The organism is Hymenobacter sediminicola (genome assembly GCF_014250515.1).
GTDB lineage: Bacteria > Bacteroidota > Bacteroidia > Cytophagales > Hymenobacteraceae > Hymenobacter > Hymenobacter sediminicola.
This window is the reverse complement of record NZ_CP060202.1, coordinates 4,228,872-4,242,417: the sequence shown is the minus strand read 5'-3', so window position 1 is coordinate 4,242,417 and position 13,546 is coordinate 4,228,872. Positions and strand designations below refer to the sequence as shown.

11 protein-coding genes are annotated in these 13,546 nt (G+C 58.5%); 4 read left to right on the top strand and 7 right to left on the bottom strand.

The window, feature by feature from the left end:
• Positions 1–188 precede the first annotated feature (188 nt).
• Positions 189–641 (top strand): carboxypeptidase-like regulatory domain-containing protein, encoded by a 453-nt coding sequence (locus H4317_RS18135; protein WP_185887956.1) that lies wholly within the window; start codon positions 189–191, stop codon positions 639–641.
• 87 nt (positions 642–728) lie between these two features.
• On the opposite strand, the gene H4317_RS18130 is transcribed toward H4317_RS18135, so the two are convergent.
• Complete coding sequence (locus H4317_RS18130) at positions 729–1,754, bottom strand: hypothetical protein (protein ID WP_185887955.1); 1,026 nt, start codon at positions 1,752–1,754, stop codon at positions 729–731.
• 249 nt (positions 1,755–2,003) lie between these two features.
• Entirely contained in the window at positions 2,004–2,330 is a 327-nt protein-coding gene (locus H4317_RS18125) for a TonB family protein (RefSeq protein WP_185887954.1), read from the bottom strand.
• Positions 2,331–2,663: 333 nt separating this feature from the next.
• Between H4317_RS18125 and H4317_RS18120 the strand changes: the two genes are divergently transcribed.
• Complete coding sequence (locus H4317_RS18120) at positions 2,664–3,875, top strand: alpha/beta hydrolase family protein (RefSeq protein ID WP_185887953.1); 1,212 nt, start codon at positions 2,664–2,666, stop codon at positions 3,873–3,875.
• Positions 3,876–3,907: 32 nt separating this feature from the next.
• Here H4317_RS18120 and H4317_RS18115 read toward each other — a convergent pair whose 3' ends face one another.
• The 5 genes from H4317_RS18115 to H4317_RS18095 form a co-directional block, all read right to left on the bottom strand.
• Positions 3,908–4,282: a hypothetical protein gene (locus H4317_RS18115; RefSeq protein ID WP_185887952.1), complete on the bottom strand. Its 375-nt coding sequence runs from the start codon at positions 4,280–4,282 to the stop codon at positions 3,908–3,910.
• Positions 4,279–5,937 (bottom strand): TonB family protein, encoded by a 1,659-nt coding sequence (locus H4317_RS18110; RefSeq protein WP_185887951.1) that lies wholly within the window; start codon positions 5,935–5,937, stop codon positions 4,279–4,281. Before H4317_RS18110 ends, H4317_RS18115 begins: the two co-directional genes overlap by 4 nt.
• A gap of 38 nt (positions 5,938–5,975) precedes the next feature.
• Positions 5,976–8,414: a penicillin acylase family protein gene (locus H4317_RS18105; protein WP_185887950.1), complete on the bottom strand. Its 2,439-nt coding sequence runs from the start codon at positions 8,412–8,414 to the stop codon at positions 5,976–5,978.
• 104 nt (positions 8,415–8,518) lie between these two features.
• The gene (locus H4317_RS18100) at positions 8,519–9,127 is read right to left on the bottom strand and encodes an outer membrane beta-barrel protein (protein WP_185887949.1); all 609 of its coding nucleotides are present in this window, start codon (positions 9,125–9,127) and stop codon (positions 8,519–8,521) included.
• Positions 9,128–9,247: 120 nt separating this feature from the next.
• The gene (locus H4317_RS18095; RefSeq protein ID WP_185887948.1) at positions 9,248–10,063 is read right to left on the bottom strand and encodes a septal ring lytic transglycosylase RlpA family protein; all 816 of its coding nucleotides are present in this window, start codon (positions 10,061–10,063) and stop codon (positions 9,248–9,250) included.
• Positions 10,064–10,479: 416 nt separating this feature from the next.
• Between H4317_RS18095 and H4317_RS18090 the strand changes: the two genes are divergently transcribed.
• Complete coding sequence (locus H4317_RS18090; protein WP_185887947.1) at positions 10,480–11,388, top strand: DUF72 domain-containing protein; 909 nt, start codon at positions 10,480–10,482, stop codon at positions 11,386–11,388.
• Between the two features lie 72 nt (positions 11,389–11,460).
• Positions 11,461–13,545 (top strand): IPT/TIG domain-containing protein, encoded by a 2,085-nt coding sequence (locus tag H4317_RS18085; protein ID WP_185887946.1) that lies wholly within the window; start codon positions 11,461–11,463, stop codon positions 13,543–13,545.
• The last annotated feature ends 1 nt before the right edge of the window (position 13,546 follow it).

Below are 13,546 nucleotides of genomic sequence, written 5' to 3'. Positions count from 1 at the left end.
TTTGTCCTAAAATGAGAATTTATTTAGGATAATATTTTCTGTGAAAAGTTAAAATAAGTAATATTGTAACACTCAAAACCTGAATAAGTCAACAAATTACTATCCTACGGTTGTACGAACTGCATTGAAACGGGCGTCTGACTTACTCAGCGCTTTTCCTCTATAGTTCTGCATACCTGCTACTGCTCATGTCTGCTCTGTACACTTTCTTTGCTGCTCCCTCTTCAATCATTTTGGTGCGTCGGTATTTCGTTGCGCTGGGTCTGGCCTCAGGCCTGATGCTGGCGGGCCCTGCCTTTGCTGACGGTAAGAGCGGCGTCTCGGAACCCACAGCCACAAGTCCTACTGCTACGGCCGTCAGAGGCCGAGTTCTGAATGAGGAAGGCAAGCCGCTGGTAGGAGCCACAGTAGTCTGGAAAGGCAGCCCTTACGGAGTCAGCACCGATTCCGATGGGCGCTACCAGCTACCACTGGCCGCGGGCCGCACGGTCATTCTGGTGGGCTATGCCGGCTACACCGACGAAGAAATAACAGTTCGCGGCGGCGGCATCCAGAACGTTACGCTGCTGCCCACCGAGCCGGCAGTAGCTTCGCCTCAGGTAGCTGGGGCCGCGCGCCGTGCCCAACGCTCAATCAAATAACCCGCTCTACTAACACACCTATGCAACAAGCCCCGCCAGCTACCAGCTGGCGGGGCTTTGTGTTTGTTGCTGGGGGGAGCACCGGGCCTACTGGTACTGAATGTACAGCGGTGAGGGTTTCAGGGCAATTACCTCGGCGGGCGTCATGATGTGGTGAGGCTTGGGGCGGGCGTCGTACTCGTAAAACAGCTTAAAGCCGGTGTACTGCACGGGCTCGTTCACGATGTAATGCTGGTAGGAATCCTTTTTGAGGGTGGGGTCGCCGTGGCCGTCCATGTGCATTACAATCTGCACGCGCGGATCGAGCTTGATGTTCTTGTAGTTGGAAATCATTTTCCGCGTGAAGCGGTGCACCGTCAGAACCTTGGGCGGCAGCTTGTTTTCGCTCACGATGCGGGCCAGAAAGTTCACCGTGAAGTTTACGTCTTTGGCGTCGAGGGTGCCGATGCGCTGGTTGGGGCGTACGCCGGGCATGGTAGACAGCGAAAACTCGGGGTCGATACCCAGGTGTACGATAGGGTCTTTGAGGTATTGTTCCAGCTTAGGCAGCTCGGCCTGCAGGGTGCTGTGGCCAGGCTGCACATCCAGGAAAATAATGCAATTGTGCTCCTTGGCCCAGCCAATTACCTCCTCAATGGTTGCCTTGGAGTTCATCAGGCGCCATTTGCCGTCTTTGCCGGGAGTGCCCTGGGCCGTGATTGTCACGTTATGCAAGGCCGCCTGCACGGGTCGGCTGGGGTCGGCCGCCTGCCACTCCTTCAGCACACCGGCAAACTTGCGGAACATCTGTTCTTTGGGCTCGCGGCCCAGAATGCCCATGCCCTTGGAGCGAATGTTGCCATAGAACGCCACGATGCGCTTGCCCGGCAGAATGGCGCCCGGCAGCTGGCCGCTCTTTTTCACAATCGAGTCGGCCTTGAGCGAGTCGCGGCGCATGGCTTCGCGCTTGAGCTGGATGGTATCAACCACCACAGGCTTGGCAACGGTATCGGCAACGGCGGTGGCATTCTCCGAGTCGGTGCCGGAGCGGGAGCCGCAGCCCGGCAGGGTGGTGAGAGTAAGGGCAAGACCTAACGAGGTGAGCCCAAGGCTGAGAGAAGAAAGATACCGCACTGACAAGCTGAATGGAAAGGGTTTTCCGAAAGTTACGTTTTCCCGGTGCAGCTACGGTAAGAGCACTGGGATTTTTGTTTGCTCTGAAACGAAATCTAACCTGGCTTTTGCAGCTGTAATCTGCTAGGGTTAAGTGTAACTGACTGATATAAAGATGGTAATGCGGCAAGGCGCGGACAGGTTACTTCTTGAAGTATCCAGCAGAACTTGCTTTCAGCCCGTGACGACAGTGACTTCTGCACAATGCTTCTACCGGCCGGAGGGGGCGAAGGCCAGTGGGACGGTAAAGGATACGGCAACAGCTTTTCCGTTCTGACGCCCGGCCTGCCACTTCTTTTTTAGGCGCTGAACGGCTGCTACAGCCGCCTCATTCAGCGCCTGCGCTGCTGCCTCCTGGCCGGGACCGGATACGATGCCTTTGTTCAGCTTGACCTCATAGATGCGCCCATTGGGAGCTACAATAAAATCGACTAATACGTTGCCGCCAACGTTCGTCCCAACGGCAACTTCCGGATACACAACGCTGGCTGTCAGGTCCCGGAGCAGTTGGGTTGGTCCTCCAGGGTATACCGGCATTTGCTCCACGTATGAGTAGACTGTGCCATAGGGAGCAGCGGTTTCTTCAGAAGTAGAGTGGGTTTGAGCTGTTGCTTGGCGGGAGAAAAAAGTTCCCAGTAGTAGAATGCCGACAGATAGCGCCCGCCTCATTTTTCGATGGCGCGCAGATAGATAAGAAAGAAGCATAATCAGTAAATGGCGACGTCCGAAATCAGGAAGGCGGGATGCTGGATAAAGTTAGTGCAGAATTCGAAGGGTTGCACCGTGGCTTGCGTTACATGAATCGGGGCGGCAGCGAATTATTTGGATTGGTGCGTGTTATGTGGCTGTCATCAACAGCAGTAGTCTACTATGCTCATCGAAAAAATCAAATTATGGGCAGCGCGCGGACTCCTGGTTTCATGGGCCGCCTTGGGGCTTACGGCCAGCACCAGCTGCATCAAAGAAGACACGCCGCTTGCGCAAGCTCCCGCAGCTCCCGAAACGCATTTAGTAAGCAGCACGCTACTTGGCGAGTACAGTACCACCATGCTGGCCAGCCGGGTGCCGGAAATCCCGCTGGCCGGCGCGTTGGTCCGCTACCCTATTCGGGCGTATAAACTGACATATACCACCCGAAACCCCGATGGGCAGATGGTTGCGGCCTCAGGCGTGCTGCTGGTGCCCGTCACTACGCAGGCCCTGCCGCTGCTCAGCTACCAGCACGGCACTATCCGGCCCGATGATGAGAGCCGGGCGCCTTCGTACTACAGATCCGGCAGCGAAGTGTATTCGGCGGTATCGGTGCTGGCTTCCACAGGCTACATCGTGTCGGCGCCCGACTACATTGGCTACGGCGTTTCAAAAGCCCTGCCGCATCCGTACGAGCATGCCGCCTCGCTGGCTTCCGCTTCGCTGGATATGCTACGGGCGGCGAAGGAATTCTGCCAGAAGGAAAACGTAGCCCTTAACCAGAAAAACTTTCTGCTGGGTTATTCGGAAGGTGGTTTTGCCACGATGGCGCTGCACAAGCTGATGCAGGAAACAGCCGCCGACGAATTTACTGTGACAGCCAGTGCACCGGGCGCCGGAGCCTATCATAAAACAGCCTTTGCCCGCTATATTCTTGAGTCGACGCAGCCCCTGAGTTTCCTGAGTACTTACGTGTGGGTGCTCGACACCTACAACCGCGTGTACAGCATCAACCGGCCGTATAGCTACTACTTCAACCAGCCCTGGGCCAGCCAGTTGCAGGCTAACCCGTTTGGCGAGGTGCCCACGCAGGCCAGCCAGCTATTTGCCAGCTCATTCCGCGCCAGCGTGCTGAACAACTCGGATACGCAGATGTTGGCCGCTTTCCGCGACAATGACATTTATGACTGGAAGCCCACGGCGCCGCTAGCCCTCTTCCACGGCACCGCCGATGACTATGTGCCTTATTTCAACTCGCAGGACGCCTACAACGCCATGCGGGCCCGCGGCGCAACACAGGTAGAACTGCGCCCAATCCAGGGTGGCAACCACTTTTCATCGGTGACGGTGTATACGCTGGAAGCATTAGGCTTCATCACGAGATACTACTAAGTGCTACTTCTGCAAAGGATTCCAGGGCAGAGTTAGTTGGCTAGTCGTTTCTTGGGCGTGAAAAAGGCAAAGCGGCACCACGCTCCGGCCAGAGTAGCTAGGCCACCAACCAGCCCACCCAAGATGGTTGTGACGAGTAGCAGCAGCCAGCCGTGGCCACCCAACGGGAGCAACTGCGCCACCCTGTGGGCCAGTAGGCCTTCGTTGCGGACGCTCAGCCAGCTAGCCAGCACCAGCCACCCCAATCCGATGCCTATAAACCCTGCCAGAAAAGCCTTTCCGCCACTCACAGGCCAGATAAAAGCCAGGACCAGGCAAAGTGGCGTGATGACCCACCACGGCAGAAAAATCTGCAGGCCGGCACTCGAAACCAATATCAGCAGCAGCAACCAGGCAAAGGATTTCATAAAGAAGCGGGCAGGGCAGAAGTGGCGGCCGGAACCAAAATGAAAGCGGTGTGCCCAATGCTGCTACCCCAACGAATGCTGCCGGTACTGCCACGCGGAGCTACCGGAACGGCGGGCATCGGGATGATAACCTGCTGGCGTACCGAAACCGGCTGGCCGGCTGCATTGCGGGCCGGCGTCCAGCGAGGCATGTCGCGCACGAGGCGAAGTGCTTCTTCGTCGCAGCTGCGGCAGAGGGGGCGCACTATTTCTGTGGCACCGATACGGCCATCGGCCTGCACCACAAACCGCACTTCTACAGCGCCGCGCAGGTTTTCCTGCTTCAGTACTTTCGGTTCTTTCAGCTTATCGGTGAGGTATTCGCGTAGTGCGGTGCCGCCGCCCGGAAAGCTAGCCTGCGTTGCGACCTGGCCGCCTTCAAACACATGGTTGGGACCGTACAGTAGCACCGGCACCGTTAGTTGCACCGACACCACACGGCCATTTTGCTTGCCCGGTTCAAAGCGTGGCAAGGCCCGCACGGCGGCAAGTGCCGCGGCATTGCAGGCGTCGCTGAGGCCCCGCACCACTTTCTCGTCGCTCACGCGTCCGTCGGGGCGCACTACGAAGTTCACATACACCTGCCCTTCGGTACGGCCTTCACGGACTTCAGCAGGAAGCTGCAACGCGGCCTGCAACGCCTGCGATACGCCGCTGACGGAGCCGCCCAGCGTTGGCATCTGCTCCACGTAAGTATAGATTTTATCCTCAACCGCGGGGGGCGTGGGGGCATCCGTCGCTCCGGGCAACGGCATTAGGTCAGAGCTAGTGGTGAGGCGGAAGGTGATAGGCACCGTGTAGCTGACCATTACTACACGGCCGTTTTGCTTGCCCGGTGCCCAGGCCGGCATGTTCTTTATCAACCGAAGCGCTTCTTCGTCGCAGCCGGCCCCGATGCCTTTCAGGATTTTAGTATTGGTGGGCTTACCATCAGCCGGAATCACAAACGACACGAATACTTTGCCCTCTACTTGGTCGGTGCGGGCTTGGGTGGGGTAGCGCAAATTTTCGCGCAGATACTTCTGCATGGCCTCCATGCCGCCCGGATACTGCGGCATCTGCTCCACGTAAGTGTAGATTTTGGGCTCTCCCACTTCTTCTACCACTCTATCGTTAGAGCTGAGCCCTGACAGGTCAGGTGCTGTCTCCGATACGGGCTTCTGGAACACGACCGACAGCGAATAGCGCGTCGCTACGGGCTTGTCCTCGCGGCGACCGGGGCGCCAACGAGACATAGCCTGCACCAGCCGAAGGGCTTCGGCGTTGGTCGCTGCGCTGAGGCCACGGGCTACATACGTGTCGGTCAGGCGGCCGTCGGGGCGCACCACAAATCCTACCAGCACCACGCCCTGTATCCGCCCGTCCTGCACATCTGTCGGCAGCCGGGCGCTTTTGAGGTACTGCTGAAAAGCATATTGCCCTTCTGCATATTCGGGCTTAATCTGCACCTGATACAACTCATAGACTGTTTCAGGGGTAGCCACTGGCTTGATTGCAGTTTTTGTCGGCGCTTTAGTGGCCGGCCGCTTCTGAGCCGAAACCGGGAGTAGCGGAAGCGTCGCAAGTAGGCCGGTCAGGAGCACATGGCGCACAGATGTCACGGAGGATAACAGCATAAGGCAAGATTTCGGTAGCGAAGATAAGCCGATATAGCTCAGCGCTCCAGCGTCCAGGCGGCGCGTACGCGGGAGGTGGGCTCGTCAGCTGAGCGCAGAAAGAGCAGCTCATTAAGCTGACCTATGCGCCAGGTTTCCAGCAGGTCGTCGTAGGCCGGGGAGCCGGGGTTGCCGCTTTGCCCACCCGGAAACACGCCGTAAGCCCGCACCCGCGGCCCCAAGGCTACCACCATCCGCCAAGAAGGCCCGTTCCGCTCCGACGTGGCATTCACGATGCCCGCGCCGCCGCCACAGTCCAGGTCCATATGGCCGAAGCCGGGCAGCTGCGCCAGATGCAGAATGTCGGTGCTTTTCTGGTTTTTCCAAGCCCATTTTTCGCTCAGCGGCCCAAATTTGCGGGTGAGTGAATCGGCGGCGAAGCGGAAGGAAGCCAGTGCCAACTGCGGCAGGGTTTCGCGTTCTGGCGTGTGGCGGTCATCTATCCAGGGGCTGTTGGGCTCGCGCAGAATCAGGTTGTTGGTTCGGTCGCGGGGTGGGTTGCGCATCTCCAAGCCGGTGGCGGCCAACCCAAAATCATCAGCCCACAGGCGTTTCACGAGGTTGGTATACCATAGCTCAAACACACCGGGCGCAATGGCCGCGGCATCATACGAGTAATTCCAGCGGCGCATCTGCTTATGTAGCTGCTGCTCAGCCGGCGTAAGCTGGGCGGTAGGCACCAAGGCCAGCAGGCGCGGCAGCATCAGCTGGGCATTCAGCCCCAGATTGTCGTTTTGGAGGCGGCGCAGGCTGTCCGGCGTCACGCGGGTCATGCGGGCCAGCCGCTGGTTGATGCGGTGCCCCCGCTCCCAGGAAGCAAAATCCCAGCCCAGATAGTACGGATAGTCCGGGCCTGCCGAAAATTGGTTGGCCGACGACACAAAGCCCCGCGCCGGGTTCTTTACGTGCGGGTTCTGGGCCTGCGGAATCCAGCCCTGCCAGTCGTAGGCCGGGTCGGTACCATCGAGCACAAACTTGCCCTGGTTCGGCCATTTCAGCGGCAGGCGGCCATTGGGCCAGATGGCAATGTCGTTTTGCTGGCTGGCGAAGATGAAGTTCTGGGCCGGTGAGCCGTACGTGGTTAGGGCGGTGGTGTAGTCGTCGTAGGTGCGGGCGCGGTTGAGGCGGTAGAAAGCCAGCACTTCGTTGGCGCCTTCATGAGCAGTCCAGCGCATGGCGTGCCGAATGGGCGTCTGGGGCAGGAAGGGCTTCTCCTGCTTGTCGTACACTACAGGGCCGTGGTGCGTGTAGAGCACCGTATCGAGCCGGTCGGGCTGGCCGCGCACTTTGATGTGCTCCACCACGCGGCGCACGGGCTTCCAGCGGCCATCGTGCCAGTATGCGCGGCGAGTATCGTCCTTGAATTTCAACTGGTACCAGTCCAGCACGTCGGCTCCCACGTTGGTCACGCCCCAGGCCACTTCCTGGTTGAAACCGATGATAACCGTTGGAGCCCCCGGAATGGTAACGCCGTACACGTTCACGCCGGGCGCGCTTAGTTGCACTTGGTACCAGATACTAGGCAGGTTGAGTTGCAGGTGCGGGTCGTTGGCGAGCAGCGGAAATCCCGAAGCTGATTTGGAGCCACTCACCGCGAAGTTGTTGGAGCCAAGTTCCGGGTCGGGCTCCCGTTGCGGTGTGCTATTGGACATGGCCGCTTCAAAAGAGGCCGGCGTGGGCGGCACCTGTTCCGGCGTGAAATCCAGCGGTGTCCCGACGGGCACAATCGGGTCTTCGCGGGTCGGGTAGCCCGGAAACAGGTCTTTCACCACGGCCGGCCCGTATTTGCGCAGCGCGTTGCTCAGGCGTAGGTCGTCGGAGCGGCCGCTCAAATCAAACGCCATGTACTTGAGCAACAGCGCACATTTCAGCGGCGCCCAGGGTTCGGGCTTGTAATCAAGCAGCTTGTATTCAAACGGCAGCGAGGCCGGCGTCAGGCTCTGAATGTAGGCATTCACGCCAGCTGAGTAGGACGTCAGCACGGTGCGTGTGGTCGGGTCGGCCATCATCACCTCCAACGACTTTCGGGCCCCAAACGGCAAGCCCATCCGCCGGAAAAACCGGTCGGTTTCCAGCCGCGCTGGCCCTACAATTTCCGAGAGGCGGCCGCCTGCCACATGCGTCACAAAATCCATCTGCCAGAGCCGGTCCTGCGCCGTGAGGTAGCCCTGCGTGTAATACAGGTCGTGGTCGTTCTGCGCGAAGATGTGGGGCACGCGCTTGTCGTCGAAGCGTACCTGCACGGGCTGCTGCAGGCCCGGCAGGCGGAGCGTTTGCTGCGTGGGCAGCGCATCGGCCGCTTCGGCGTTGCGCCAGAAGCCCCGAAATGGACTCAGAAACTTACCGAACGGCGGTACTTCACCTTGCTTGGTGTTGAGCACCCAGGTGAGAGACAAAGCCGTAATCAAAGCCAGTACAGCCCGAACATAACGCAGCATAAGTAGGAGCAAACCAAAAAGTCTGCTACACAACATCCGACAAAAAAACGCGGCGCGCAAACCCAACTGGGTCTGCGCGCCGCGCCAGCACTGCAGTAGCGTGATTATTCGGTTGGAGCAGCGGCCGTACTTTTTGAAGGCAGGAAGATGGAAAAGCCTGCCCGTACGTCCAGGGCACCCGAGCTGAAGGCGTTGCGGCTGCTGTTATGGCCGTAGCCCGCTACTACTTCCAATGCCGCACCAGGCGTCAGGAAGTAGTTGTAGCCTACTGCCACCCCGAAGCGGCCCGCAAAATTAGTAGAGCTCTGCCGCGCACCATCATAGTAGTTCGGGTACCAGGCCGTCTGGCCCAAAACGCCGGCGCTGACCTGTCCGAAAAAACGGTGCGCACTGGCGCCAGGTAAATAGTACCGCGCAAAAGGCGAAACTCCATATTGCAGCACGCGGGTGGAATAGTCGCCGGAAAGGTTCCCCGACTTTACGCTGCTATAGCCCAACTCCAGATTGGCCCCCAGCAGAAAATTGTTGGCTACAAATACGCCTACCGATGGATAGAGCGAAACAGAGAATCGGCTGTTGCCAAAGTTCTGCTTGCCTCGGCTGTAGCTCAGGTCACCAACATTAGCGCCAATAAACCGGGCTCCTTTTTCTGTCTGAGCCATAGCGGCAGTAGCCAGAGTGCAGCCCAAGCCTACGAGAAGAATTTTTTTCATAAAAGTGATTAACAAAGGATGTAATATGATTGGAGGAGTACAAAAGTGATGCCACAGCTGCACAAAAAAGCCGTTGCCACAACGTGGCAACGGCTAGTCTGGGTATACAGGAAAGCTCCGCTACATATTTTCGCCCTGCCGGACCAAGCTGGCAATGCCCCACTTCTGGAGTTGAAGACGAACCTTATCCGCTTCGGCCTTATTCTGGAAGCTGCCAACCAGTACGCGGTTCAGGGGTTTGCCTTCCTTGGAGCCAGTGGCTACCGTCACGGTCAGGCTGCTATCGAGCGACTTGATTTTATCCTGCACAGCCTGTGCATTGCGCGCATCACCGAACGTGCCGGCCTGCACCACGAAGGTGGGCTGCGGCTCTGGCACCACTACCACATCGGTGGCTTCGGCAGAACCGGGTAGGATAGAGGTGATGGCCGTGAGAGTATTGAGCGAATCAGTTGTGAGCGAAGCAAGGTCCTCGGGCGCATCAGCTGGGCCGAGGGGCGTGTCGGAAGGAACTACTTCTGCTACTACCGAGACGGCGCCGCGCTGCACAATGCCTAGTGGCCGGGCCGCAATTTCAGATAAGTCGAGGATGCGCTGGTGCCGGAAGGGGCCCCGGTCTGATACCCGCACCACTACCGATTTTTGCGTTTCGGGATTTGTAACGCGCAGTCTGGTGCCGAAGGGCAGCGTTTTGTGGGCGCAGGTATACTTGTTACGGTCGAACCGCTCACCGTTGCTGGTGCGGTGCCCTTGGTGCTCCCGGCCGTACCAGGAGGCGCGGCCGCGCAGTACGGCCGAACGGCGGGTAGCCGCTGTAGGTGTTTTTTCGTCGTCGCTGGAACGCATGGCGCGGGCCTCAGAAAAGAGGGTCGACAACAGCGTAATCAAAACGGCCGTCATCAAGCCCGAGACATTCAGTCGTAGAAGCAACTTCATCAGTACTCTGCATTGGTGAACGGGACAAATCTAGAAGCGCCCTGCAAACTCAAGCCTCTGAACCAAGCTGGCTAGCTTCCGCACACGCGGATAAATTTACTTTTAACAAGAAAATTTGCATTTAATCTATTGACGAAACTGGGTCGAAATCCATGATTGTGTTTCTTTGAGGCGGGTTTTGCACTATGGAAAGGCGTTTTGCTGAGTAGGAAAAAATGAAACTATCAGCTGCCTAAAAAATTTTGTCCTTCTAATGCAACATGAGGCTCTGGCGTGGTTGCAAAAGTCTCGGAATTTTTATAAGAGTAGTTCACACCAGTCGTCCGTTTTCGGCTGACAGGCCTACCGGCAGTTTCGGCCCGAAAAACGCTTGCTCTCCGTTGGGCTGCCTCCCACATTTTGCCGTATGTTGCTGCATGGATTTTGGCCGCCTTTCTGACCTGCGCTACGTTGATTTCCGGCTCCCGCCGGACCACCCTGATACGGCTGCGCTGCTGGCCCGTACTGCAGCGCCGGAGCTACCACACGTATTTGTAGGGTGCCCGATCTGGACGAATAAAGCGTGGCTGGGTTCGTACTTCCCGGCGGGCATCCGCGACGCGGAGTACCTGCACCACTATGCTCGGCAGTTCAACAGCTTGGAGCTCAATACCACTCATTACCGCATTCCGGATGCACCTACTGTCCGGAAGTGGCGCGATGCGGTGCCGCCAGGCTTTCAGTTCTGCCCCAAGCTGCCTCAGGTTATCAGCCACGACCGGGCGCTTTACAATGCCGATGACCTAACCACCACCTTTTGCCGCTCCATTCGGGAACTGGACGACCGGCTGGGGTGGTGCTTTCTGCAGCTGCCGCCCACCTTCGGGACTGAGAATCTGAGCCGTCTGGAGCGTTACCTGCTCGATTTTCCGGCGGACGTACCGCTGGCTGTCGAACTTCGGCACCCAGGCTGGTATTCTGATAAAGTGGCGTTTGCTGCTGTGGCTGCTATGCTGGAGGCTCTTGGCAAAACACTGGTGCTGAGTGATGTGGCCGGCCGCCGCGACGTGTTGCACATGCGCCTGACCACGCCCTCGGCCTTTATTCGGTTCAATGGGCACGGTCTGGTGAACTCCGACTATCAGCGCGCCGACCTGTGGGCCGAGCGGATTGCGAACTGGCTGCAGCAGGGTCTGCAGAGCGTCTATTTCTTTGTGCACCAGAAGGACATTATGCATACGCCGGTCTGGACACAGCATTTTCTGGCCCGGCTCAATTCTCTAACTGGCTTGGAGGTGCCGGTACCGCGCATCATTCCGCAACCGGTGCAAGGAAGCCTGTTTTAGCTTTTTGCTTTAGACGCAAGTGGCTGTACGTGTGCCTGCTGGTAGTGTGGTTTCCTTCTGCTAATTTCCGCTATGAAGCTTGTTGCGTGTTTGCTACTGCTAGCCGGCTGGCTGGGGTTTCCGTTAAGCAGCTCGGCCCAGACCATGACCGGAGCTGCGGAGGAAACCCATTGCCTGCTGAGTCCAATCGAGCTGGATGAGCGCGCACGCAAAGCGGCACTGGTGGTAGAGGCAGAGGTACTGGATGCCCGTAGCTTCTGGGATACCGGGCATCGGCGCATTTACACCGCCCACACAATTCGCGTCTTCAGCAGCTTTAAGGGAAATGTCCCACAAGATCTGTTTGTACTGGCTGAGGGCGGCACCTTTGGCCTCGACCGGCAGGCATTGACTAACACGCTGCACCTGCAACCCGGCGACCAAGGTGTCTTGTTTCTGGAACCATCGGCTCTGCCCGGCGCGTCTGGGTCTGGCTGGGCAGTGTATGGCAGTAGCCAAGGCTTTATTCGCTACGAGTTGAGCACGGGCACTGCCACGGACCCTTTCCAGGAGTACGGCCGGATAGATGCCGGCTTCTATCAACGCTTGACGGCAGCTACGGGCCAGCTACAGCACGAGGTGCAGCCCAATAAGCGGCTCCAGAAGTTTCGCACCCAGTATGTGCAGCCTTTGGAAGCGCGCGGGCAAGCCCCGGTTATCAGTGGTATTAGCCCTGCCATAATTCCGGCAGGTACGGGCGCAGTGCTTACAGTCAGTGGTTCCGGGTTCGGGGCTACTCGCGGCGGCGGCTTCGTTGAGTTCCGCAACGCTGATAACGGCGGAAGCTCCCTCGTGAAGCCCCAGGAAAGTGAGTATGTAAGTTGGACCGATACCCGCATTCAAGTGCGCGTGCCAGCCTTAGGTCAGCCGGCCAGCCCTGCCGGTAGCGGGCCAGTGCGTGTCACAACCAACAACCAGCAGCAAGCCAGCAGCGCGGCTTCTATTACGGTGCCGTACGCCGTGAGTGCCGTACTGGCAACCCAAACTACTGAACTGGTGCAACCTGCCCACGTCAATCGGAATGGGCGCGGCGGCTACAGCTTCCGCTTTGAAACTGGTTTTGCAAATAATGCAGCAGCCGTGGCCGGCTGGCGGCGTGCCTTAGCTATTTGGCGCTGCCAGACACGTATAAACTGGGAAGCCGATCCGCAGGTGCGCGCCAACCGCGGCGCTGCCGAAGATGGCGAAAACAGTGTGGGCTTCGACCAGGGAGCCGAGTTGCCAGTCGGTATTCTGGGACGAACCACCAGCTACTACCGGGGCTGTTTCAAGCCCAATGGGCAGCTGGCCTTCACGCTGCACGAAATTGATATGCAGTTTGATGATGCTGCCACCTGGCAATTCGGCCCCGCCCCGGCAATAGGTCTGCAATTCGATTTTGAGTCGGTGGTGGTGCATGAGCTGGGCCATGCGCACCAGCTAGCCCACGTGATTCTGCCGGGAGCTGTGATGCACTACGCCGTGGCCCGCGCCCAAACAAACCGCCTTATTAGCCCCAATGATGTGTCCGGGGGGCGGCTGGTGCTGCGTACGCGCGGGTTTGTGCCACAGGGCTGCGGGCCGGCTCCTATGCTGCCCGCCCCGCTCACTTCGTTCGCCGCGGCTGCCGCCATGGGTGGCGTGCTGGTGAGCTGGGCTACTACCGCGGAGTGTGCTGCGGAAAGCTTTCAGGTGCAGCGGGGCCGCGACACAACCAGTTGGCAGGTAATAGCTACTGTCAATTCTCCCGGCCCATATCAACACCTTGACGCTCAGCCGCTGCCTGGCTTGGCTTACTACCGCTTGAGGCTGGTGCAGCCCGATGGCACAGTGGTATTTACCGCGCCCATCCTGACTACATCCACCGATATACTGGCTGTTGGCCCCAGTCTGTATCCAAATCCGGTGGCAGAGGGTGCACTTTGGTTGCAGTATCCGGCCGCAGTGGAGGGCCGCGCCAATCTCTCGGTTTATGATGCTGTGGGGCGTCTGGCAAGCAGCAATTTCCTGGATTTTCAACCGGGCCTGAATGCGCTGCCGGTACCGGCGGCCGGCCTGAGCCCTGGCTGGTATCTGCTTCGCTACCGCGACTCAGAAGGGCGGACCGGTGCACTTCCTTTCCTCAAAACCAGAGAGTAAA